Source organism: Thalassotalea euphylliae (assembly GCF_003390335.1).
GTDB lineage: Bacteria > Pseudomonadota > Gammaproteobacteria > Enterobacterales > Alteromonadaceae > Thalassotalea_F > Thalassotalea_F euphylliae_B.
The window spans coordinates 4,079,344-4,102,911 of the sequence record NZ_QUOU01000001.1 but is presented as its reverse complement, the minus strand read 5'-3'; the positions used below and the strand labels follow the sequence as shown (position 1 = coordinate 4,102,911).

The 23,568-nt window shown below is 44.8% G+C and carries 18 protein-coding genes; 12 read left to right on the top strand and 6 right to left on the bottom strand.

Annotated features, from left to right (window positions below):
- Positions 1–395 precede the first annotated feature (395 nt).
- Both DXX93_RS17860 and DXX93_RS17855 read right to left on the bottom strand, forming a co-directional pair.
- Complete coding sequence (locus DXX93_RS17860; protein WP_181902259.1) at positions 396–1,727, bottom strand: tetratricopeptide repeat-containing diguanylate cyclase; 1,332 nt, start codon at positions 1,725–1,727, stop codon at positions 396–398.
- 84 nt (positions 1,728–1,811) lie between these two features.
- Positions 1,812–2,246: a hypothetical protein gene (locus DXX93_RS17855; RefSeq protein ID WP_116009296.1), complete on the bottom strand. Its 435-nt coding sequence runs from the start codon at positions 2,244–2,246 to the stop codon at positions 1,812–1,814.
- Between the two features lie 468 nt (positions 2,247–2,714).
- Between DXX93_RS17855 and DXX93_RS17850 the strand changes: the two genes are divergently transcribed.
- From DXX93_RS17850 to DXX93_RS17840, 3 genes are all read left to right on the top strand, one after another.
- Entirely contained in the window at positions 2,715–3,272 is a 558-nt protein-coding gene (locus DXX93_RS17850; RefSeq protein ID WP_116009295.1) for a TetR/AcrR family transcriptional regulator, read from the top strand.
- A gap of 52 nt (positions 3,273–3,324) precedes the next feature.
- Complete coding sequence (locus DXX93_RS17845) at positions 3,325–4,752, top strand: coniferyl aldehyde dehydrogenase (protein WP_116009294.1); 1,428 nt, start codon at positions 3,325–3,327, stop codon at positions 4,750–4,752.
- Positions 4,753–4,902: 150 nt separating this feature from the next.
- On the top strand, positions 4,903–8,319 hold the full coding sequence (locus DXX93_RS17840) for an ATP-binding protein (protein ID WP_147302714.1): 3,417 nt from the start codon (positions 4,903–4,905) through the stop codon (positions 8,317–8,319).
- A gap of 78 nt (positions 8,320–8,397) precedes the next feature.
- Here the strand turns inward: DXX93_RS17840 and DXX93_RS17835 are convergent, their stop codons facing one another.
- Entirely contained in the window at positions 8,398–9,339 is a 942-nt protein-coding gene (locus DXX93_RS17835; protein WP_258872703.1) for a hypothetical protein, read from the bottom strand.
- A gap of 164 nt (positions 9,340–9,503) precedes the next feature.
- On the opposite strand from DXX93_RS17835, the gene DXX93_RS17830 reads away from it, so the two are divergent.
- Complete coding sequence (locus tag DXX93_RS17830; RefSeq protein WP_116009292.1) at positions 9,504–11,285, top strand: acyl-CoA dehydrogenase C-terminal domain-containing protein; 1,782 nt, start codon at positions 9,504–9,506, stop codon at positions 11,283–11,285.
- A 284-nt stretch (positions 11,286–11,569) separates the two neighbouring features.
- On the top strand, positions 11,570–12,634 hold the full coding sequence (locus DXX93_RS17825; RefSeq protein ID WP_116009291.1) for a response regulator: 1,065 nt from the start codon (positions 11,570–11,572) through the stop codon (positions 12,632–12,634).
- A 280-nt stretch (positions 12,635–12,914) separates the two neighbouring features.
- On the opposite strand, the gene DXX93_RS17820 is transcribed toward DXX93_RS17825, so the two are convergent.
- Positions 12,915–13,586 (bottom strand): MipA/OmpV family protein, encoded by a 672-nt coding sequence (locus tag DXX93_RS17820; protein WP_116009290.1) that lies wholly within the window; start codon positions 13,584–13,586, stop codon positions 12,915–12,917.
- Positions 13,587–13,871: 285 nt separating this feature from the next.
- Here DXX93_RS17820 and DXX93_RS17815 point away from each other — a divergent pair, with 285 nt between their 5' ends.
- The 5 genes from DXX93_RS17815 to DXX93_RS20825 all read left to right on the top strand — a co-directional run bounded on the left by DXX93_RS17815 (position 13,872) and on the right by DXX93_RS20825 (position 17,469).
- Positions 13,872–15,185 (top strand): alpha/beta hydrolase, encoded by a 1,314-nt coding sequence (locus DXX93_RS17815; RefSeq protein ID WP_116009289.1) that lies wholly within the window; start codon positions 13,872–13,874, stop codon positions 15,183–15,185.
- A 2-nt stretch (positions 15,186–15,187) separates the two neighbouring features.
- On the top strand, positions 15,188–15,970 hold the full coding sequence (locus DXX93_RS17810) for an MlaA family lipoprotein (protein ID WP_116009288.1): 783 nt from the start codon (positions 15,188–15,190) through the stop codon (positions 15,968–15,970).
- 144 nt (positions 15,971–16,114) lie between these two features.
- On the top strand, positions 16,115–16,888 hold the full coding sequence (locus tag DXX93_RS17805; protein WP_116009287.1) for a 1-acylglycerol-3-phosphate O-acyltransferase: 774 nt from the start codon (positions 16,115–16,117) through the stop codon (positions 16,886–16,888).
- Positions 16,889–16,907: 19 nt separating this feature from the next.
- Positions 16,908–17,258: a ribonuclease E inhibitor RraB gene (gene rraB / locus DXX93_RS17800; protein ID WP_116009286.1), complete on the top strand. Its 351-nt coding sequence runs from the start codon at positions 16,908–16,910 to the stop codon at positions 17,256–17,258.
- A gap of 52 nt (positions 17,259–17,310) precedes the next feature.
- Positions 17,311–17,469, top strand: coding sequence for a hypothetical protein (locus DXX93_RS20825; RefSeq protein WP_181902258.1), 159 nt, complete (start codon positions 17,311–17,313; stop codon positions 17,467–17,469).
- A 161-nt stretch (positions 17,470–17,630) separates the two neighbouring features.
- Here DXX93_RS20825 and DXX93_RS17795 read toward each other — a convergent pair whose 3' ends face one another.
- Both DXX93_RS17795 and DXX93_RS17790 read right to left on the bottom strand, forming a co-directional pair.
- A complete protein-coding gene (locus DXX93_RS17795; protein WP_116009285.1) occupies positions 17,631–20,729 on the bottom strand; it encodes an efflux RND transporter permease subunit in 3,099 nt (1,032 codons plus the stop codon).
- On the bottom strand, positions 20,726–21,865 hold the full coding sequence (locus DXX93_RS17790) for an efflux RND transporter periplasmic adaptor subunit (protein ID WP_116009284.1): 1,140 nt from the start codon (positions 21,863–21,865) through the stop codon (positions 20,726–20,728). The genes DXX93_RS17795 and DXX93_RS17790 overlap by 4 nt, the downstream gene beginning before the upstream one ends.
- Positions 21,866–22,042: 177 nt before the next feature.
- Between DXX93_RS17790 and DXX93_RS17785 the strand changes: the two genes are divergently transcribed.
- Positions 22,043–22,651: a TetR/AcrR family transcriptional regulator gene (locus DXX93_RS17785; RefSeq protein ID WP_116009283.1), complete on the top strand. Its 609-nt coding sequence runs from the start codon at positions 22,043–22,045 to the stop codon at positions 22,649–22,651.
- Positions 22,652–22,778: 127 nt separating this feature from the next.
- Positions 22,779–23,483 (top strand): SapC family protein, encoded by a 705-nt coding sequence (locus DXX93_RS17780; protein WP_116009282.1) that lies wholly within the window; start codon positions 22,779–22,781, stop codon positions 23,481–23,483.
- The last annotated feature ends 85 nt before the right edge of the window (positions 23,484–23,568 follow it).

The following is a 23,568-nucleotide window of genomic DNA, read 5'->3' as shown; positions in this document are numbered from 1 at the left end:
ATTACAAAAGTATCTGAGGCTTGAAATAGTGGTTCGCAAACAGCAAATTTTTTGGTGTGACGGTAGGTGCGATGGCGTGAGAGAGCCTTGCAAAAACTGTTTCTCAAACGAGTTCTGTGGTTAACATAAATGCATTTTGAACAAGGAGATTTAACATCACAGTGTGTTATGACTGTATTACGAACTGACGAGATTAGCAATCTTGGCCAGCGTTACGTGAAATGGCAGCGATTGTGTCATTTCTTTTTCAACTTTTAATTTATCGCAGCGCTGTGATAAATATAGCGGTGATCATCAACTATACCTGACCCAAAAAGTCTGACGTCAATATTGGTTCGAAGTAGATAAGCTAGCTAACCCATTGCCCCTTATATTGCCGCTCATATTAGACAAAGTTAAATGCTAGCGAGGGTTAATTGATCGCGTCCCTGTGCTTTTGCGTTATAGAGGGCGCTGTCAGCGCGCCTGATCACATCGTCGAGTTCATTATCATCCGCCTTTATCGCAGCCACCCCCATGCTAAATGTCACCGGGTGAGTTGATGGCACACCGGCCATATGTTGGTGGTTTAATGCCTGTCTTATCCGCTTGAATGCATCTGTGATGTTTTGTTCGCTCGCAGCAGGCATGACTAATAACCACTCTTCACCACCAATTCTGCCAATCTTGTCCGATGCCCTGATACTCTGTTTACACGCTTGATAGAAGGCTTTGAGTACGTTGTCGCCAGCCTCATGACCAAAATTGTCGTTAATGGTTTTGAAGTTATCCAAATCAATCACCGCGATCGCCAGCGCAGTGGCATTTGTTTTCGCTTGAGTAAACATTACGGCGCCTTTTTCACGAATGTTGCGGCGATTAGGGGCGCCGGTCAGCTCGTCGCTTAGTGCCAGACGAATAAACTTGCGACGTGATCGAATTTGCTGATACAAAATGACTAGCATCACTAATACCAAAGCCACAACAGTGGTGGCGACAAGGTAGACTAGCTTTTGTTGCAAATCTTGCTGCACAATACGTTGTTTTTGCAGTTCATTTTCTTTTTTTAGTAATTCGTTTTTTTGTTGTTCGTGCTGAATATTCATCTGCGTTTGAATTTTCTGCAGCGATTCTTTGTTGTTTTTGCTCGCGGTTTTTTCAATATGGGCAATGGCCGCCTCATACTGTTCAGCTGCTTGGTGAAACTGGTGACTTTGTTGGTAGCTGCGTGCTAAAGCAAGCAAATAGCCTTTGCTATGGGTATCGTTGTTTAAGTTAGCGATGTCACTTTCAATGGCAAGCAACATATTTAGCGCGGTGTGATGATCACCTTGTGCTAGCGTTATTTTCGCTAAATTTAATTTAACTAAAGTGATCGACTGGTTAATTTGGGCTTGTTCAAAGACTGGCAGTGATTGCTCTATGTGCTTTAAGGCGCGCTGGTAATCACCGCTTTCATAGGCAATAGTGGCAAGTTGGCTGTGCACGTAAGCAATACCTATTTTGTCGTTTAAGGTTAAGCTCAATACTAAGCTTCGTTGCAAATATGCTTTGGCTTGCGCAAAGTCTCGTTTGTATATGTGAAGCGCCCCGATGTTGTAGAGCAAAATAGAGGTGCCAAATTTGTCTTTTTCGGCATCGATAAACGTCAGTGCTTCTTGAAAATAACGAATGGCTTCATCAAATTGACCAAGATTTTGATGCACCAAGGCAATGCTATTCACGATTTCCGCTAAAATGAGCTTCATATCGTGCGCTTTGGCAATTTGATAAGCCGCTAGCATGTCTGCTAATGCTTGTTGGTTCTGGCTTGACGCCCGTAACCCTCGTGCTCAGTTGTGAAGAAAGTGGGCGATCATTTGTGGCATATTGGCTTGCTCAGCAAGCGCTAATGCGTGAGATGACAGTACGATCACCTGCTGCCACTGGCCACGTTCATGAGCTAGCAAGATTTGATCACGTAAAAATTGCAGTTTGAGCCAGCTTGAGCCTGCGTGGTCAACGCGCGCTAGCCCTTCGTTAATGACCATTTCTGCGTGATCAAGTTGACTGGTTGCAACCAAGGCGCTACTCAATACTGCCATAGCTTGCAGCTCGTTATAGCGTTGATGCTCTTGCTTAAACTGTTGTTGCAAACGGCGCGCTTTTTTAATAACAAGGTTAGGATCTTCTTTAATGCGATCAGCCAGCGTTTGCCAATATTCTTTACTTTGATAATCATCATTGTTGGCAAGACCATGCTGGCAAACAAGCAAGATAGTTAGCATGAATAAAAGTCGATAAAAACTATTGATACTTTAATCTCCTCGTTATATTCGGCACGCATTATTTCCCGTGTGTAATCTCTCCGGCATGCAATATACATAAAACTTTAGGCAGCTTGGCATAACAAGCTACCCGATATTGGTTTCCTCTTGCGAGAAAAAGTTAACAATACAGAAGTTTGCGTGATCCTCGTCAAGCCAGCGAATTTAGCATAACCAACCTCACAGGGTTTTGTCTGCCTGCTTTTAGCTTTTAAATTTATCGCATAAACAGTTAATTAGCTTTGAATTACTACTAAAGCTAGCTTTTTGAAGAGCGCGGTATCGCTTTTAATTAGCTCAATTACATTTGACAATGTTTACATATTTAATTCTTTTTGTAATCCTTTGGTTGACATGTCCTTATTGTGGTGTATTATTAGCCACCGTCAAATTTGTTATTTATGTCTGTAATCTATTGAGGGTTAGACGTTGTCTGCTGTACTTACTAAAGAACAAGAAAGTGCCAGAAATATTCTGGAAACATTTGCCCGTTATGGGGTCCGCAAAACATCGATGGAAGAAATTGCCAATGCCGCGGGAGTGTCAAGACAGTCGATTTATAAAAAGTTTGGCTCTAAAAAACGTTGTCATGAATGGACAATAGATACCTACCTTTCGGTGATGTATGGCCGAATATTTGCGGCGTTAACTAATGATCAACAGCCACCACTGCAAACCTTGCATCAAGTGTTTGACATCTTTATCGGTGATGCGATCGAAATCGTCAGTAATTCGCATGGTACTGAAATACTAGACGATGTATTTCAGTCAGAAAAGTGCTCAGGGGACGATTGGCCATTGCGTTTAAAAACGCGACTTGCTGATTTTTTAGCGCGCCATCACTTAGTATCCGATGAACATGCTGATGGTATCGCGTTTACTTTGATTGCCGCAGGCAAAGGATTGTTACTGGAAGAGTCATCTCGTGATCAGTTTCGTAGGGAGATGAGCATAATTATCGACAGTGTTGTTGCTGTTAAGAATTAACTATTTGAAGTTAAAAGAATTCAAGATTTAGCTACCGTGAGTGGAGAATATTATGAGTAATGTTGCAAACCTTGCCGAGCATCAAGATAACCTAGCTCAGCTTAATAATGACTTTGAGGCGATGACCTCAAACTTTAAACAAACACCGTACCCAAGTTTACAAGCGCGTAAAGATGTTTTGTTAGCACTGAAAAAATCATTGATTGCGCATGAGCAAGAGATTTACGACGCGCTCAAGCAAGACTACGGTTACCGCAGTGAGTTTGATACCTTAATTTCTGATTTACTCTCAACGGTTATGGCGGTGAACTACTCACTGAAAAACGTTAAGAAGTGGATGAAACCGTCAAAGCGTCACGCAGGTTTAATGTTGGCCCCGTCAACCGTTAGAGTGCATTACCAACCACTTGGTGTTGTCGGTATTATCACACCATGGAACTTCCCTATTTTCCTTGCACTTAGCCCAGCGATTCAAGCGATTGCTGCAGGTAACCGTGTCATGATCAAGATGAGTGAGTTCACGCCACACGCTAACCAAGCATTGCGCAAAGTGGTCTCTGTGATCAGTGATCACATCAGTATTATCGAAGGTGAAGCCGATGTTGGTGCAGCATTCTCGGCATTACCATTTGATCACTTAATCTTCACCGGTTCAACGAATGTTGGTCGCATGGTGGCGAAAGCGGCTGCGGAGAACTTAACCCCGATCACCTTAGAAATGGGCGGCAAGTCACCGACGATCATTGATGAAACGGCGAATATGAACATTGCCGTAGACGCCGTCATCGTCGGCAAGTCAACGAACTCTGGACAAATTTGTGTTGCGCCTGATTACGTATTCGTACCGGAAAGCCGAGAGTTAGAATTTGTTGAAACGTTTGTGAAGCGCTACCGCGAGTACCACTTTGAAACGAAAAACAATAACACCCAAACGCATATTGTCAGTGACCGCCAATTTGCTCGTATCGAGCGTTTTCTCGAAGATGCGAAAGCAGAGGGTGCTAATATTCATGCCGTTAAAGAGCGACAAGAAGGTGATGGCCGCCTGATCTACCCACACCTATTAACGAATGTGCATGATGATATGCAGGTCATGAAAGAAGAAATTTTTGGTTCTATTTTGCCCATTAAAACGTACCAAAACATTAGTGAAGTCATCAGCTTTATCAATGACCGTCCGCGTCCATTAGCGCTGTATATCATGTCGAAAGATGCACAGAAAATTGACCATATTTTGAAAAACACCCACAGTGGTGGTGTGTCAATTAACGATACGGCAATGCACGTAATGGCCGATGATGCCCCATTTGGTGGCGTAGGGAATTCCGGCATTGGTCACTACCATGGTCACGAAGGCTTCTTAACCTTCTCCAAAGCCAAAACTGTTTTGCATTCAAAAGCTTGGTTGCCTAAGAATCGCTATATCTTGAAGTATCGTGATTTTATGTTTAAAGCGCTTCGCGGTTTATTTTTAAGATAAATCAAAAACAACAATGACGAGTAAATAGCCGACAGTTGTCGGCTATTTTTTTGTGCTTTGCACATTCCCTTGATACGCATTAGTCGTGCGTCATAGCTGAGTTACGTATATACTGCCAAAGATATTGTTTTGCATCGTAAAGACAGCTCAGTGAACCGAAACATCTCACCAGTAAATTTATTTAGTCGTTATAACTTCGCGGTATTTACACTGTTTATTTTGTTGGCTTGCATCGCCATTGGCGGTGGTGCATATCGCTATCAGCACGAGCTTGCTTCGCAACTAACGCGCAGCCAACAGGCGTTGGCAGAGCAAGCTGAAATGATCAATCACAGTTTGGCGCAAAGCCAGCAAAGCTTGTTGGGCTTAAAGCAATTTGCTCAGTATTATTTGAGCCATCCCAAAGAGCTACACACTAAACGGCCATCACTTGTGCAAGACGGCGACAGCTACTACTTAGCGCGCCCCGTTCGAGATGAGCTAAAAGATCGCAAGCGACTGCAAGGTAACATTACCGGGCGCGGTGAAATAGCTGAGTTCGACAATGCCATGTGGCAGGAGTTAGCAATGGCTAGCGCGCTGACACCGGGGTTTGTCACCGCTAGCCACAATAATCCAGACGCTACTTGGTTTTACTACCTTTCACTCAACCGCTTTGTCAGTATTTTTCCGTGGATTGGCCACCAAGCTTGGCGTTATTCGGATCACATGCTCAACGAAACATTTGTTTGGCAGGTGCGCCAACAAAACCTCGCCGGAGAGCCATTTTTTTGGTCGCAACCTTATCAAGATGCCGCTGGCAAGGGGCTAAAAGCGGCAATTGGCACCGGCGTTTTCCTGACGGGAAGTTTTAAAGGGGCACTGGTTATCGACGTTGATTTGGCAAGTTTGCAGCAAAAATTACCTCAAGTTGATACTCCCGGGCATGGTTACGTCTTGGTTAATCGCCAAGGCAGCGCATTGGTGCATCAAGTGGCGGAAGAGCGGGAGCTGACGGCAAATAGTAAGTGGCGAGATATTGTCCCCGATGGCCTACAAACGTTAACTCAGGCCAATTTAATGAGCTTTAAAGGGGAGTTCATTTACCGAGATTGGTTGTTGCAAAAGCAGCATTTAGCGATAAACGGTTGGAGTTTGATCCACTACCAACCTTACAGCGATTTTGCGCAGCAATTGCAAAACCGCATTATTTATACTGTGCTCTTGTTTATTGTCGGTTTAATGGTGTTTCTTGGTTTAGTTTATGTGATGACACGTAAAACGTTTATCAAACCTGCAACCGAGTTTATTAGCCATATTGAATACTGCGCACAAGGGAGTCCGGGTGTGGTCAAGCCAACAAAAGAGTGGCTGCCTTGGTTTCGTTTGGTGGAAAATATTTTTAGTGAGAACAGCAGCTTACTGCTACAACTTAAACAGCAAAACGCCGAATTAGATTCTCGCGTCGAAGAAAAAACACAAGCCTTAATTGAGCGTAGTGAAGAGCAGCGCAGCGCCTATGTATTATTGCGCTCGGTGATAAACGGGATCCCCGAATATATTATTTTTTATGATGATCAAGACTTATTGACGGGCTGTAACAAATCGTTTGAGCGTTACATTGGCCAACAGGAAGCGCAGTTACTGGGTCAGGATATTCACACCTTATTGTTACCGCCAATCCTGCACACATTGAAAAAGTTTGCGAGCAACTTACCGCAAGCACAAAGCTTTTTTGGTTACCAAGATATTGTTGAAACCAGCGGTGATACTTATGAAGTGTTTTGTACGCGCTACTTTAACGATGCCGGGCAGTCGCTAGGCTCAATCGCAATTCTGCGCGATGTTTCAGTGCAAACCGCAGTGCAGTCGACGCTGCAATCCGCAAAAGATCAAGCTGAGCAAGCCAACCAAGCAAAAAGCCAATTTCTCGCCAATATGAGTCATGAAATTCGCACACCGATCAATGCCATACAAGGGATGATGGCGTTATTACAAAAAACATCGTTGAGTGCGTTTCAGCAACAATATTTATCGAACGCGCAAAATGCTTCTTCGGCACTGTTGCACTTGATTGATGAACTACTTGATTTATCAAAAATAGAAGCTGGCAAGCTCAGGCTCAATGAAAATGATACGGTTTTTGATGGTGTGATTGAGCGTGTATTACAGCTCAACACGTTAGCTGCTCATCAAAAAGGTTTAGCACTTTTAGTGGAGTTGGATGCCGACATTCCTAGCCATGTGGTAGTGGATGAAATGCGACTCACGCAAGTGCTGACTAATTTGATCAATAATGCGGTGAAGTTTACGCACAAAGGTAAGGTGTCATTAACGGTTAACGTGGCCGGTAAAGACGAAAAAAATGTCTTGTTAAAATTCGTGGTTGCCGACACAGGCATTGGTATTGCCAAAGAAAAACAAGCGAAGCTATTTGACGCCTTTATGCAAGCTGATGCTTCAATGACGAGAGAGTACGGCGGCTCTGGGCTAGGGCTTTCCATTAGCCAGCAAATCGTGGGATTGTTTGGTGGCCAGATAAAAGTGAACTCAACGCCAGCAAAGGGCAGCGAGTTTAGCTTTGTTATTCCGCTGCGCTTAGCGCCTGAAAATGAGCAAGAGCTTCGTTCAATGGTGACGATTGTCACTTTGGGCTTTACGCTGCCGTCGTCTGTACAACACGCGATTCAAAGCTATCACTGGCGTTATCAGGCGCTAGAAAATATTGCTCAATTAGATACGCTGGAAAGTTCTGGCGACATTGTTATTTTGGTAAAAACCGATACATTGGCAGGCAATAAGCCCGAAGGTGAACAGCTGAACGACGAACCAAGCCATCAGCCATTTAACTTAGCCGCGATAGAGTCCCGCTGTTCCAATGTCGCGCTTATTGGCCTTTGCCAGCCGATAATGGCAAGTATTTCAGAAACCTTGTTTAGCCAATTGAGTGAACTAAACACGCCTTACTTATTGTTCGACAATCCGCTTTACCGACACACATTGACCAAGATTAACCAACATTTATTGTTAGGTGCCAATACCCGCGCTATGTTGGCCAATAAAAGTGCTGAAAATCAGCCTGAATCAACTACGCCTAATGGCGTTAGTGGCAACAACGATAATGCGCTAAAAACGGGGCCAGCTACCAAACCTTCCGCTACAGCAAGCGCAAGTAAAGTCGATGCGCCACTTGCGGGAACACTCGCCAACGTAAATGTCTTGTTAGTAGAAGACAACATCGTGAATCAGATGGTTGCAAAAGAGTTACTCGCATCGATGGGCGCACAGGTGATCGTTGCCGAAAATGGCCTGGTTGCGCTGGCGTTACTTGCTGAACACGTCTTTGATGTTGTGCTAATGGATATACAGATGCCTGAAATGGATGGTTTGACGGCAACGCAAAAAATTCGCGAGCAAAGCCAGTTTGACACTTTACCCATTATCGCGATGACCGCGCATGCTCGTTCGGAAGACAAAACGGCAAGTATTGCCGCGGGCATGAACCTTCATATCGCCAAACCTGTCAGTGCTGAGGTGCTGAGTCAAAGCATCGTGGACGTGTTATCACTCAGTGAAATCAATTCCTGAATGTTTACCTTGCCACTTTAAACATAGCTACTTCAACTAAAGGTACTGTATAGCTAGGGCAGTGTTTGCCAAATTGATTTATTCAAATAACTCAACGGTGTAGTGTTTGGCTCTGACGGCTTGCTCCGCTTCAAATGACAATTGCCCCAGTGGCATTAGGCGTGGCCCCGTTGGGTCACCTAGCACAAAAGTACGACCGCGATAATTGAGGGTCACATCGCCTGCCTCTGGCAGCATTTCTAACCCGATGAACGCATGCTGATCGATATACACCATCACCATGTTAATACGTGGCATTAAGGCCCGTAATATCGCGATGGTTAAAGTCATTTTACTGTCGCAATCCCCCTGATTTTCCCATAGCACTTTGGTGGGCACGTTAAAGCCAGCACCAGATGACGTTAACCGTGACGCTAGCGGCGAGTACGGGATGTTTTGCACAAACCCCAACACATAATTGGTGACCAAACGGATATTTTTGACATTTACAATGTCTAAAATGATGGGCTTGGTAGGAGCCAATGTTTGCACAGAATCGCGCGCAATTCTTACATGATCTGGCTTTATGCCTGCGGTGCCTGAATGGTCGGTAAATTGATGATAATACTGACTGCGCAGGTATTCGTTGAAAAAAGTAAGCTCTTGCGCCTTGATAACCTCACTTGCGTGATTAACGTCTTGTGGGTTTCGTCCGCTAAGGCGAATATCACTTAGTGCATTGCCGAATGTAACGTTGACCCCGGCTATTGGGTTTTGCTTGAGGTATTGGCGAATTTGACGTTGTACGTGCTGGGCTGCAATGTCAGTGTTGTATGCTCTAAAGCGGCGAAAGGGTGAAAACAGCGCTTGTTTCGACAATGAGAATTGCATGGCCTGAGGCTGCTGGTTATGGTCGCGCCACTGATAGCTAAATTCATAGTTGTCGCCACGCTCGCGCTTATTGAAGCTTGTTTGCTCAGCGGCTGCAAGGCCCGCAAGCCCATAAAAACAAATGGCTAAAAGTAATAGTCGTTTTTGCAAAGCGCCTTACCTAGATTGAAACAGTCAGCTAGGGGCACTATAGCGCGAATTATGTGGCGGTGCCAAAAACCAGTATTTTTTGCAGTTTTACTTTACTTTCAGTATGAATTCACTATATTTAAACGCGTGTTTAAATTGCTTGTTTAATATTATCGAGGTGTACTGTGGCTGAATATCAAGTGCCGTTAAAAGACATGAGTTTTATTTTGTATGATGTGCTAAAAGCGGATCAGCTATGGCAGTCCTTGCCTGCACTTGCTGAAACAGTAGACCGCGATACAGCTGATGCCATCTTACAAGAGTGTGCAAAAATCGCTGAGCAAGAAATTGCGCCATTATTGCGTGTTGGTGATGAAGAAGGTGTCAGCTTTGACAATGGTAACGTCACCACGGCAACGGGTTATAAAGAAGCCTTCCAAACATACGTTGAAGGTGGCTGGACTGCGTTAGGTGGTGATCCTGAGTACGGCGGCATGGGGATGCCAAAAACCATTACTGGTTTACACGAAGAAATGATGTGTTCAGCTGATATTTCTTTCTCACTTTACCCAACGCTGACTGCAGGTGCTGCATTATCTCTAGCCAAGCACGGTAGTGATGAGTTAAAAGAAAAATACCTAACTCGCATGTATGCCGGTGATTGGACAGGCTCAATGTGTTTAACAGAAGCACATTCAGGTACTGACCTTGGCATGATCCGCACAAAAGCGATCCCACAAGAAGATGGTAGTTACCGCATTACGGGTAACAAAATCTTTATCACCGCAGGTGAACACGATTTAGCCGAAAACATTGTTCACTTAGTATTGGCTAAACTCCCCGATGCTCCTGCTGGCCCTCGTGGCATTTCATTATTCTTAGTACCTAAAATCAATGTTAACGACGATGGTAGCTTAGCTGAGCCAAACGGCGTTAGTTGTGGTTCGATTGAACACAAAATGGGTATTCACGGCTCAGCAACATGTGTGATGAACTTTGATGATGCTCAAGGTTTCCTTGTTGGCGAGCTGAACAAAGGCTTAGCCTGTATGTTCACTATGATGAACTACGAGCGTATTGGTGTTGGTATTCAAGGTATGGCCGCTGCTGAACGCAGCTACCAAAATGCCGTTGAATATGCAAAAGAGCGTTTACAAGGTCGTGCGCTAACAGGTGCTAAGTCACCAGAACAACCTGCGGACTCTATCATGGTTCACGGTGATGTTCGTCGCATGTTATTAAACATGAAAGCACTAACTGAAGGTTCTCGTGCGCTGTCTTCATATGTGTCAATGAAACTTGATACGTCAGCATACGGCGAAGGCGAAGCCCAAAAAGAGAGTGAAGCACTAGTTGCGCTGCTAACGCCTATTGCCAAAGCTTTCTTCACTGATCTTGGTTTAGAATCAACGATTGCAGGTCAGCAAGTTTTCGGTGGTCACGGCTTCATTCGTGAGTGGGGACAAGAGCAACTTGTTCGCGATACTCGTATTACGCAAATTTACGAAGGCACTAATGGCGTTCAAGCAATGGACTTGTTAGCACGAAAAGTTGTCGCTTCAAAAGGTGCACTTTTCCAACCGTTTGCTCAAGAAGTAAAAGCGTTTATTGCTGAAAATTCACAAGCGGACCTACAAGAATTTATTGCGCCACTAGCGGAAGCACTAGGTGATTTAGAGTCATTAACTGCGCACCTTATTGAGCAAAGCCAAAATGACATTAACATTTTAGGGACAGCGGCAAACGACTACTTACACGTGTTCGGTTACACCGCGATGGCTTACTTGTGGGCCATGCAAGCAAAAGCGGCACTAGCTAAGATTGACAGTGGTGACGATTTCTACACGTCAAAGGTTAAGACGGCACGATACTATTTTGCACGTATCTTACCGCGCCGCATGTCTTTAATCGAAACTGCACGTCAAGCAAGTGACGTATTATTCGATATTGAAGACGAGTTGTTCTAGAACAACGCAATGGGTGCTACGTTGGATTAGCACCGCAAGCTATTGAGCATCAGGGGTGACACGTTCACCCCTTTTTTGTGCCTGAAATACAACAAGCAATGCCACTTGATGAGCGTAATGAATAGAAATAGCGCTAACTTGGGTCTGATATTATCTAGATTAGTATGAGTGCTATATTGATAAATTTAGTAAATACTTGCGAGTATCTTTGATAAATACGAGGAATACGGTAGGCTAATTAGTAAGCGAGTGTGCAAACTTATGGAATGCAAAGCAGAAAACTAATGACCGAAACTGATCTCCAGACCATTTTAGTCGTTGACGATAACCCCGATAATATCGATGTACTATCAGGTATTTTGCGTCCGCACTATAAGGTTAAAGCGTCTGTCTCTGGTAAGTTAGCGTTGAAGATCGCAGCAGGTAAGCAAAAGCCTGATCTGATCTTACTCGATATTATGATGCCGGAAATGGATGGCTATGAAGTTTGTGCACAGCTTAAAGCCAGTCCTATCACACGTGATATTCCCGTTATTTTCGTGACCGCCAAAAGTGAAGCAGAAGATGAGCAACGAGGCTTTGAACTGGGCGCAGTTGATTACATTACCAAGCCGGTAAGTATGCCAATAGTACTCGCCAGAATTCGCACCCATTTGGCCTTATATGACCAGCAGCGAGTGCTCGCTGCGCAAGTTAAACAGCGTACGCTGGAAATAGAGGAAACTCGCCACGAGATCATCAAGCGCTTGGGAAGAGCCGCTGAGTACAAAGACAACGAAACGGGTATGCACGTTATTCGTATGAGCCATTATTCACGTTTTTTGGCGGAGCAAATAGGGGCCGATCCACAATGGACAGAATTATTGTTTAATGCAGCACCAATGCATGACATTGGCAAAATAGGTATTCCAGATCACGTATTGCTAAAAGCGGGTAAGTTGGATCATGATGAATGGCTAATTATGCAAAAGCACGTAGAGTTCGGTGCTGACATTTTAAGTAATCACAATTCTGAGTTACTCTCGCTAGCTCGCGAAGTTGCCCTCACACACCATGAAAAATGGGATGGTACGGGTTATCCAAATGGCCTAAAAGGCGAAGAAATTCCACTGAGTGGCCGGATTGTTGCGATTGCGGATGTGTTTGATGCGCTCACTTCGACGCGACCTTATAAAAAACCTTGGTCTGAAGAAGCCGTAGTTGAATTTCTGCAAGCGCAAGCGGGAAAACACTTTGATCCCAGCCTGATCCCCGAATTTCTTGCATGCCTACCTAAAATTCGCGAGATTAAAACAAAGTTTTCTGATGAACAAGAAGCCCTAACCTTTAGTTTGTCACCCCACACCTAACATAACCTCCGCTCTGGATAACTAATGTGCTTCTAGCGGCTATTTTTACTGCTACCAGCGTTAAACTTACTTGCAATAGGCCAGCTATTGACGCGCAAATTTGCCTTGGTATCAGCAAAAATTTCTCGCTAGGAGATAGCGATGAACATAAGTATTTGAATTAATTGTTATTCACTATTTCTTACCCAAACCTGAGGTTAACATACAGCGCTTGTTTTTAAGCGGGCAGCGCCTCAAGTTGAGCTGCGCTCTCTAGCAGTGTCGTGGCTTTAAAAATACATTAAAACGAATAGGTCGCACCGATCAATGCCATATGCGCTAGGTCGTCGGCACTTGGCGTTGTCAACCGTGTTTCATCGCCTACGGTTGTAGTGGTTAAGGCGCCGATAATTGACCAGTTAGGCGTTAACTGATAATTGCCAATGATGCCCAGCGTCGTACTCGTAATATCTTTGCGAATCACATATTGGGTTGCTAACTGCTTTGGATCGATGGGGTAATAGTAGGTCGCTGTAGTCGTGTCTAACTGCTCAATTTTTGCGGAAAGTGCAATGTCCAAGGAGCGAAAAGAAGCAATGACGTAACTGGTTTGCAAGTATGCCATGCTGTGTTCGTTTGCACTGCCAGTCGTCGCTGACCGTTGAGCAAGGGATAACTCCTGTGTTGAAGGGAAATTCATAAATGAATAGGCGCTTATCGCAGGTGATAAAAACTGAGCATTGGCAGTAAATTCAGGTATTTCAGCATAGTGTGCTGAGGAGTAGTTGGCTAAGGCCACGGCTTTTAAACTAAGTTCATAGGCATGTTCGTTTGCAACACCTGTTTGGACTTGTTGGTGGCTCGTTGTATTACTATCGGCGACATTATTTCCCGTCGCATGATTGGCCGCCACACTTCCTGCAAGTGTGGCAAAAAAGAGACAAATTACTGAGGTAAACAAACGCTTAGGCATACCTTCTCCCTAGATACTTCAATTGTCAATTAGCCTTTACTGCAACCGATGTTGATATCGCTCTTCATCGCATCACACTAATTTCGCTTGGTAGTGTTTACTCTTGTTATTTTTAAACGAGTATAGTCACTATTTTTTCAAGCGTAGGAAATTTTGAGCGGGCAGACGTAAATTACTCAGTTAATCTACCTTCAAACTCAGTATCATTAATATTTTGTTACGTTTACGCGGTGAATTCTGCTAAGTTTAGTGCTCGCGCGAGTCAATGATCACTGAGGGGGATATGTGCGACACCTACTATGGCTAACGTTGGTATTTGCAGTCATCGGCTGCAGTCAAACACCGGATGAGGAAAGTGCGGCAATTGCAAATGCTCAACAGCAAAAAGTTTGTGCCTTGCCATACACCAAATATCAAGCAACGGTGACTGGCTACTGTCAAGAAGTGGCTGCGCAATTACCCGCAGATATTCCCTCGAAAACTATGTCTTTGGAATTTCGCCCATTGGAACAAATTCCAGAGGTGTTTTGGTTCAATAAAAAGCTCGCTTATACCCTGAATCAGCAACCGAGTGCTGCGCCACTTGCGTTTGTGATTGCAGGCACTGGAGCTGCTCACAACAGCCCTAAAATGGTGACATTGCAAAAAACCTTGTTTAGTCAAGGTTATCACGTCGTCTCGCTGTCTTCGCCGACCTACCCAAACTACATTATCAATGCTACAACACGTGCCGATATGGTCGGGGATTTAGCCAAAGATGCGAAGTCACTTTATGCCAAAATGGAGTCTATTTACGCGCAACTACAACTTAGCCACAATTTGCAAGCGACGAGCTTTTCTTTGACAGGGTATAGTCTGGGAGGTGCGCATTCTGCTTTTATTTCTCGTTTAGATGAGAAATTGCAAGTGTTTAATTTTGAAAAGGTCGTCCTGATTAACCCGCCGGTAAGTCTGTACAACTCGGTACAGATCCTCGACAGCTACTTGGATTTAGAGCACAACAGAGCTAATGCCGTGGCTATGGTCGAGCGTATTTTTGAGCGTTTAGCCGAGCAGTACGCCTTGCAAGAATCTTCAGAATTAACCGCTGACAGTATTTACTCGCTGTTCGCCGGTACCAACATGAGTGAAGCAGAGCTGAAACTCTTGATCGGTGCATCGTTTCGCATGTCATCAGCCGATATGATGTTTGCGATTGATGCAACGTACAACATTGGTGCTTTGATCTATAAAAATCATCCAATTAACAAGTTTGAAAGCATTACCCATTCGATGCACCGAGCCGACGATATCACCTTTACTCGTTATTTTGATCAACACATGTTGCCATGGACGCAAAAGCTGGAACCCAGTGTCACCCGAGAAGATATGATCGCTCGACTCGGTTTAGTGGCGATAGAAAACTATTTAAGCGCTGCTGAAAAGATCAGTGTCGTCACTAATGCGGATGATATTATTTTGCAGGCTGGCGAAGTTGATTATCTGCGCCGTGTGTTCGGCGCGCGCGCGCAAATATTCGAGCGAGGTGGCCACTGCGGCAATATGGATCGCAAGAGTTTTGTTGCCTATATGCGCAATCAGTTTAATGGGGTGCAGTAGCCATGAGTCAGTTATGCCAGCAAAGCCAAAGAAGCCAATTAGGCCAACGCACAAAATTTGTATGCTCTGCGTTTATCGCCATTTTACTGAGTGCGTGTTCAGCACAGCCCAAGTTAAGCCAAGACGCGCTGCCCCCTAGAGTAGAAATTGCTGAGGACATCAAAGAACACTCGTTATTCGAGCGCTATGCAGATCCATTTGAAGGTTTCAACAGGCGCATGTACTACTTCAATGCTAAAGCCGATGAATATGTGCTACTGCCAGTAGTTGCTGGCTACAAGGCGATAACGCCGGATCCGGTTGAACGCGGAGTGAATAACTTTTTCAGTAATTTAGGTGAGTTACCAACCTTGGCTAACGCCTTATTACAGCTCAAGTTCGACGTTGCACTAACGACATTCAGTCGATTTACGCTAAATTCTACTATCGGGTTAGCCGGTTTGTTCGATGTCGCCTCGAGCATGGGGATAGCAGAGCAAAATGAAGATTTTGGGCAAACACTTGGCTACTGGGGTGTAGGCTCGGGCCCTTATTTAGTGTTGCCGTTGCTCGGCCCATCTTCAGTGCGCGACGCTACTGGCCTTGGTTTAGATACACTGGCTTACAAAGCGTTAGTGAGTGAGCTAGGACTAACCCCCGAAGAAGAGTTGATACTTGATAGTTTGCGAAGCATTGACGCGCGAGCAAATGTGCCATTTATGTATTACCAAACCGGCTCAGCGTTTGAATACGATCGCGTTAAACTGCTTTACATGAAGTTTAGAGAGTTACAAATCAAGCGTTAATTGACTAACTGCTAATCACTCAGTGTGGCTCTGTGCACCTGCTGAGCCGCATTCGCAATAATTCTTATCTGCCGATTAAACATTGACCTAAATCCATGTATACTTGCGCCCCTTGCTTTATGTTAGACCAGATTGGGGCGCCACTTGTTAGCAGTCATCCGTATTTTTATCTTAACAATCGCGTTAGTCGTGATCTCTATTTATGCATGCGTGTTTAGTTTGTTACGACCATTTCATCGCAATAATGTTTGTCATGCCGCTCATCTCTTAGGCAAGCTCTCAAAAGTGATTGGCTTAGACGTTGAAGTTCGATTGCCATATCAAGTAAGTGAGCATGAGCCGGTTGTCTATGTTTGTAATCATCAGAATTCTTACGATTTATTTACCGTTGCCGCTTCTGTGCAACCGCACACCGTGAGTATTGGTAAAAAAAGCTTAAAATGGATTCCGTTTTTTGGGCAAATGTACTGGCTAACTGGCAATATATTGATTGACCGTAAAAACACCAATAAAGCCATGGGTACTATTTCATCGGCAGCAGATAAAATGAAAGAAAAAGGCTTGTCGGTATGGTTATTCCCAGAGGGTACACGTAGCTATGGCCGTGGTTTACTCCCCTTTAAAACGGGAGCATTTAGAACGGCTTTGCAGGCCAACGCCCCCATTGTTCCGGTCTGTGCGAGTAATACTCATGGCGTTGTGAACCTCAACCGCTGGAATAACGGCAAGATGATCATCGAGTATTTACCACCTGTGTATTTTACCGATGAAGACAAAAAGAACGTACGTGCCATGGCTGATCGCGTGCGAGCAAGTATGCTAGAGAAAATCCAAGCGTTGAGCTTGGAAGCAGGTACAACATTACCGACGAGCGATGTAAGTGCAGCGCGCAAAAGTGTCAATAGTAGTAAAGGTTAAAAGTTAAAAGGTAAAACAGATGACAAATGAAGAGCTAAGCCACTGGACCGAATACACGGAATCTTTGGTCAATGAGTTGTTGGAAGATGGCAGTAATGACGAGGTTTACCACACCATTGAGCATCACTTTTCGTCTGCTGATTTTAACTTACTTGAAAAAGCGGCAATCGCCGCCTTCAAAATGGGCTTAGAAGTTGAAGAGCCTGAGGAAGCTGAGTTGGAAACGGGCGAAAAAGTATTTGCCTTTGACATTATTACCGAGCAATACTTAGACGCTGAATTAATTTTGGATGAAACACAAAAAATGGTGCAGCTAGCGCAGCAATGCAATGTTGACTACGATGGCTGGGGCACCTATTTTGAAGAATAGTTAGCCCGGTTTTAGGGAGATTATTCTTAACTGATAGATAAGGAGAGTACCGATGGAGTGGTTTGGTCAGTTATTACAACCGCAAGTTTTATCATTATTGATACCCATAGTGGCGATTGTTGGGGCGTTTGCCGTTGCTGCGCTCAATGCTCATCACAAACACCAAGAGCGTATCGAAAAAATTAAGCAAGGGTTTAATCCCGAAAAATAACCCTGCTTTTTTACTTACTAGCGTTCACTTACTCGTGTTGATTAACCAACACGAGTAAGTGAAAACGCGTAATTAATGAGTACACGCTAGTTCATTCATCTCACCAACGCTTTTTATCCGAATACACCAATCAATTCAGACGAGTGCACTATTTATTGCTGTTACGTACTCGCAATTGCTTGTTCGCCGTGGGTCGACAGCTCAAAGGGCTTTTTACAGCTAAACAGTGAGAATGCCGCCGGTACGAAGTAAAAAGACAGTAAGGTGGTCAGTACTGTACCGCCCGCAATAGCGATAGCAAATGGTGGCCAGAACCCCCCACCGGCGAGGATCAAGGGCAAAAATCCGCCTACGGTTGTGATCGTGGTTGAAGTAATGTGGCGAGTACAGCTTTGAACACCTGTGATAATAGCCTTGGGGTCGCCTTGTACCGCCAGCGGATCTGCTTTTAACTCCGCAATGATAACAATCGACGCGTTTATCGCTAAGCCCATCAAGCCCAATAATCCGACAATCACAGTGAAGCCAAACGGGTGGTTAAATACATAAACACTCAGTAAACCTAAACCGATGGATTGAAATGCTGACAGGAAAATGATGGCACTGATGCGAAATGAATTAAACGATAACACCACCACAGTGATCAGTAATGTCAGAATAACCCCGACACTGGCCAGTAATTTACTCACTGCGGTATTGCGCTCAGCCGATTCGCCACCCACTTCAATGCGATAACCACTAGGCAAGGTAAGATCTGCAGCAGCCATGTTCGCTTGAATGCGGTTAAGCACGACCGAAGGTAATATGCCAGCGCGTAAGTAACCTTCAATGACATTCACCCGCATACCTTCTCGATGCGGTATCGCCCCACGAGAAGGTTTGATGGTTAACTCAGATACAGCTGTGAGTGGCACCATTTCCGTGCCATTACCTGCGAGTAAATTCACATTGGCGACATCAACGAGCTCGTTCCGTGCTTCATTGCTAATACGCACTCGCACAGGAATTGATTCTGTTGCTTCAATCACAGAACCATTGATTTGGCCAGACAGTGATTGGCTCATTTGCTGCGCAATGTCGACCAAGTTCAAGCCGGTTAGTGCCGCTGCGTATTCATCAGCTTGTACCCAAACTTTTGGCGTACCCGGTTGCAAGGTGGCGCGAGTGTGAACAACATCTTGGGTCGTGCTCATAATGCGGCGCACTTCATCACCAATCGTTTTCAGGGTATCGAGATTTGGCCCAAATATTCTAAATTCGACGGGAGCGTTAAACGGCGGGCCTTGCTCTAGCTTGCGCACTAAAATTTGCGCGCCAGGTAAAATATCGTCTAACTCTCGCTGTATTTTCGGGATTAGCCTATTTGCCGCTTTAAAATCCACTGCTGTGATCATGCCTTGGGCATAGTTTTGCAGGCCATCGCGATTGGGGATCATATTGTAGTAAAACGAAGGGGCATTTTTGCCAATAAACCAACGGACTTTGCTGATCCCTTCTTGCTGGTACAAATATTGGCTCACGGTATCAGCGGTTGTGCGCGTGTTTTCGATACTGCTTTGGGCAGGCATAAAGAGCTCTATTTGGAACATGTCGCGATCAGATGGTGGGAAAAATTGCTCAGTCAGTTGTCCGGCAGCAATAAAACCCAATAAGGGTAAACAAAATACCGTCACTACCGCGGTTTTGCGGTAATTTAATGCGAACTCAAGCGTTTTTTCAAAGGCGTTGCTGAGCTTAGTTAACTGAATGCCCGAGTTATACCAAACGTGCTTGCCATCTATTTTTTTAGCGACAAATCGACCGGCTAGCCCTGCCACTATGGTGTGAGAAATGAGGTAAGAGCCAATAAGTGAAAAAATAACACTCAGTGCAATGCCGCCAACAAACTCACCTGCGGGGCCTGGCATCAAGACAATTGGCATAAAGGCCAGAATCGTCGTAATGGTCGAGCCCAGCAGCGGTAACCACAAATGCTTAACGGCATAGGCAACACTATCGAGGCGACGCATGCCTTGTTGGCGCTTGTACTGTATGGTGTCGGTCATCACAATGGCGTTATCGACCATAATCCCCAAAGCGACAACTAAGCCGGTTACTGACATTTGATGGATCGGTAAACCGTAAATATTCATCAAGGCTAAGGTAAAAAATACGGTGAGCGGTAAGGAAGTAGCCACAATAGCGGCGCTGCGCCAACCAAGTGTAACCAATAACACCAGTGAAATGAGCACAAACCCCAGTGCGATATTGGCGACTAACTCGCCGAGGCGAGTTTCCGTGTAAGTATTTTGATCAAACAGTACTTCTAAGGCGATTGAGTTGGGCAGTTGTGGGGTAAATTCCGCGAGCGCTGCTTCAACATCGGTTGTCCATTTATCAATGCGCAAATCAGGCAGCATACGAGTAGCAACAACGAGTGATGCTTGGTTGTTGACTAAGGTAATTTCACGAGCGGGCCACGTCAGTGTTTTACTCACCTCGGCAATATCTCCCAAGGTGATCAAACCGCCGTGCTCATTGGTGCGCAGTGGAATCGCACGAATACGCTCAACGGTATTCAATGCGCCCGTTAACTCAACTTGCATTTGGTTGTTGGTGTTAACTAATTGACCAGCCGCAACTTTGGCATCGGCCATCAGTATTTTTTGTGAAATTTGCGCGCTGCTGAGTTTGAGTTGTGCACTTTGATTGTCGTCTACTTCAACCAATATTTCTTCTTCACCTTGGCCAAATATCGAGACAATATCGGTACCGGGGATTAGCCTTAGTCGGTTTTGTAACTCGTTGGCGTAGCGGCCAAGGCTGGCGATGTCGGGTTCGCCTTGGTGTTGCCAGTTCAGGGCAATTAACTGCGTGTAGGCATAGCCGCGATCGTCTTCCAGTGTTGGTGAGCGCGCGCCGACTGGCAATTCTGGCTCGACTTCGGCAATTAAATCGCGAATGCGCGACCAAATTGGGCGCGTATTGACGATTTCATCCTTGAGCTTAATTTGTACCACCGACAGACTAGGGCGAGATTTGGAGGTGAGCAAATCAATTTCCGGCAGCTTCCTCAACTTTTGCTCTATTTTCTCAGTGATCAATACCTCAATGCGCTCAGCACTTGCTCCCGGCATTTGCGTGAGCACACTCGCATTACGGTTTTCAATACGCGGATCTTCGGTTCTCGGTAAAGTAGAAAGCGCTCCCAAGCCGGATACTATGAGTAGGGCAATGACCAAAGACATGACGCGGCCATTGCGCACAAAAGAGCGGATCATTGGCCAGCTCCTGCCGCCCTGACAAGTTGCCCGGGTACATAGCGGTGTAAGCCTTCACTGATAATTTCCATCTCTGGCGATGTCAGCCCAGCAATAAATGCCATAGTGTCAGTGGTGTGCAGCACATTTACCGTGAATGGTTTGATCACATAATGGTTGTCTTGCGCAACTGCCGCGTAAATATTCCATTGCCCTCGAATACCATCCGTCAATGCGGTTAATGGTAACCAATAACCGGGTTTTTGAATGTCTTGCGCTATCGCCACGCGAGCAATTAAGCCGCTGATATTTCGCTGATCGCCATCGACGCCTAAGCGGATATTAACGGTACGCGTGGCAGGGTTAATTTGCTGGCCAATCGCTTTAATGGTTGCGGTATGAGTTTGCTCGGCGATAGTGACGGGAAGTTGCGCCCCTAGCGTCAGCGTTTCGGCAACTTTGGCAGGAACCCCCAGGGTTATTTCTTGCTGGCTTTGTTTGATCAGGGTAAAAGCCGGTGTGCCAGGGTTAACCAACTCCCCTTGCGATGCAATGCGTTCATTAATAACACCGTTATAGGGGGCGCGTAATTCTGCTTTGGCTATTTGGTAACTGAGCGCATCATAGGCGGCAACGAGCGCGTCTTTGTTGGCGGTTAGCACACCAAACTGGGCTTCTAACTCATCTATGGTTTGCGCAGAGGCATATTGCTTTTTGATCAGTGATTTGGTTCTGGCGAGATTTGCTTGGTTGAGGCTGAGCTGAGCTTCCACTTGAGCAATTTGGGCTTTTAGCTCATAGGCGCGAATATTTAACAGTTCCACATCTAAACTGGCCAGCAGTTCACCAGCTTTGACGGCATCACCGCTGTCTTTGACGACCGATAGCACGCGACCGCCAAACTCAAAGCTTAGCTTGGTCTGCTGTTTAGCAGCGATTTCACCTATGTATTCTCGGGTTACCGAGTAACTGGCTTGTTGCGAAATTGGGCTAATAGTAGCGGCGTGGATATAAGGACTATCGTCAGGTTGCCCAACCGCTTGCTCTGAGCAGGCCGAGACACTTGATGCTAAGGTGATTACTGCGACCAGTTTTAGCCAAAATCCATGCTTAATCGCTAATTTAAACAAACTGTTAGCCGAATACGCAATCTTCATAACTGTCTTTTTCCGTGTTGATATGTCAGTCAAATAATGTACGTTATGTCAATTAATTATGCATTACTGGACTGTGTAGTCTATTTAGTCTAGATGAACTGTACTGGACTGTCTAGTCTACTTTGGCTACAGTAGTCAGTAAGACAACCAATACGATGGCAAGCTGATTTAAGCGCAATGACAAAAACTCGCATCAAAAATCAAATTAAACGTCAGCAAATACTCGACGCAGCAACCAGTTTGTTTACTGAGCAAGGTTATCATTCCACGAGTATGGCATTTATTGCTAAATATGCAGATGTGTCAAAGCAAACGGTATACAGTCACTTCGGCTCTAAAGAAGAGCTGTTCTCTGCTGCCATTGAACAGAAATGTGATACCTCAGGTTTGTTGGACTTTGAAAATCTCGACCTGAGTGCACCGAAAAGTGCCTTGTTTACCATTGCTAAGCGATTTTTCTTGATGGTGACCTCGAAAGAGGCGCTGGCGGTTCATAAAATTTGTGCCTATGAGTCGAAAACTTACCCACAATTGTCAGAGCTTTTTTATCGCGCAGGGCCAGAGCGATTAACCGCTGATGTTGCCAAGGTATTAGCCGAACTACATGAACGCAAGCTGCTTAAAGTGGATAGGCCAGATATCGCTGCAGTGCAATTTTTGGACTTAATGAAAGGGGAAGCCTGGATGCGTATTGAGTTTAATACGCAAAAGCAACTATCACCCCAAGAAATAGAGCATTATTTAGAGCACAGCGTTGACTTTTTTATGCGTGGCTACGCTTGTTAACGAATTTACCTAAGTTCGACGGTTAATCTCACCCGCTAAGCGTTACAAATTCTATGCATTTTGATATAACCCTATGCGTAAATTTTTCCTCAATGTAAAGTTCAAACAATAATTCCAAGGATCCCTTATGCCAGCTCCTATTAGGCCGCTTAATTTTGTTGACCACGGCAAAGTAAAAATCAACCCTTCGCGCCACTTTGCTCATGTTGAAAACGAGCAAATTGTACCGCTAATTGTGCATGAATTTGCCAGTACTGCAGCAGAAATGCCAATTGTTTTTGTCAAAAATTCAGAAACAGGGGAGTTCACACCTGTTGCAGTGTTAGGCTTTGAAAAAGGTGAGAACTTATTTTACGGTCAAACGTGGCGTGGCAGTTACATACCGGCTGTGATTATGCATCACCCCTTTGCTTTGATGCCTGCAAAAGACGATCCTGAGCAAATGCAATTGATTATTTCAGAAACTGACGAAGTATTAAATGGCACAGCAGGCGAAGCGTTATTTAACGAGTCAGGTGAAGAAACGGCATACTTAACACAACGCAAAAATGCGCTCGGTAAGTATTTTGAAAACACCTTTGTTACGAAAGGGTTTGTTAATTTTTTAGTTGAGAAGGCGTTGCTTGTTGAGCAAACTCTGAATCTAGAAATTAACGGTCAGAAGCGTCAGCTAAGTGGCATTCATTTAATTGATGAGAAAAAGCTCAATGCGCTTTCAGACGAAGATTTTTTGGCGATGAAAAAACGCGGGTATCTATCACCGATTTACGCACATTTGTTGTCGATGCAGCAATTCAACCAGTTAGCAAAGTTGAAAAATACAACGGCTTAATTGCTGAATATAAAATAAAAAAACCGGCATCTCGCCGGTTTTTTGTTGGATGATTTTCGATGGGGGATTAGCAAATCCTCATCGC

What these genes read in the sequence shown, in the direction of transcription:
- DXX93_RS17860 (WP_181902259.1), bottom strand. Translation starts at nt 1,727, where the DNA reads ATGAAGCTCATTTTAGCGGAAATCGTGAATAGCATTGCCTTGGTGCAT.
- DXX93_RS17855 (WP_116009296.1), bottom strand. Translation starts at nt 2,246, where the DNA reads ATGCTAACTATCTTGCTTGTTTGCCAGCATGGTCTTGCCAACAATGAT.
- DXX93_RS17845 (WP_116009294.1), top strand. Translation starts at nt 3,325, where the DNA reads ATGAGTAATGTTGCAAACCTTGCCGAGCATCAAGATAACCTAGCTCAG.
- DXX93_RS17825 (WP_116009291.1), top strand. Translation starts at nt 11,570, where the DNA reads ATGACCGAAACTGATCTCCAGACCATTTTAGTCGTTGACGATAACCCC.
- DXX93_RS17820 (WP_116009290.1), bottom strand. Translation starts at nt 13,586, where the DNA reads ATGCCTAAGCGTTTGTTTACCTCAGTAATTTGTCTCTTTTTTGCCACA.
- DXX93_RS17810 (WP_116009288.1), top strand. Translation starts at nt 15,188, where the DNA reads ATGAGTCAGTTATGCCAGCAAAGCCAAAGAAGCCAATTAGGCCAACGC.
- rraB (WP_116009286.1), top strand. Translation starts at nt 16,908, where the DNA reads ATGACAAATGAAGAGCTAAGCCACTGGACCGAATACACGGAATCTTTG.
- DXX93_RS20825 (WP_181902258.1), top strand. Translation starts at nt 17,311, where the DNA reads ATGGAGTGGTTTGGTCAGTTATTACAACCGCAAGTTTTATCATTATTG.
- DXX93_RS17795 (WP_116009285.1), bottom strand. Translation starts at nt 20,729, where the DNA reads ATGATCCGCTCTTTTGTGCGCAATGGCCGCGTCATGTCTTTGGTCATT.
- DXX93_RS17790 (WP_116009284.1), bottom strand. Translation starts at nt 21,865, where the DNA reads ATGAAGATTGCGTATTCGGCTAACAGTTTGTTTAAATTAGCGATTAAG.
- DXX93_RS17785 (WP_116009283.1), top strand. Translation starts at nt 22,043, where the DNA reads ATGACAAAAACTCGCATCAAAAATCAAATTAAACGTCAGCAAATACTC.
- DXX93_RS17780 (WP_116009282.1), top strand. Translation starts at nt 22,779, where the DNA reads ATGCCAGCTCCTATTAGGCCGCTTAATTTTGTTGACCACGGCAAAGTA.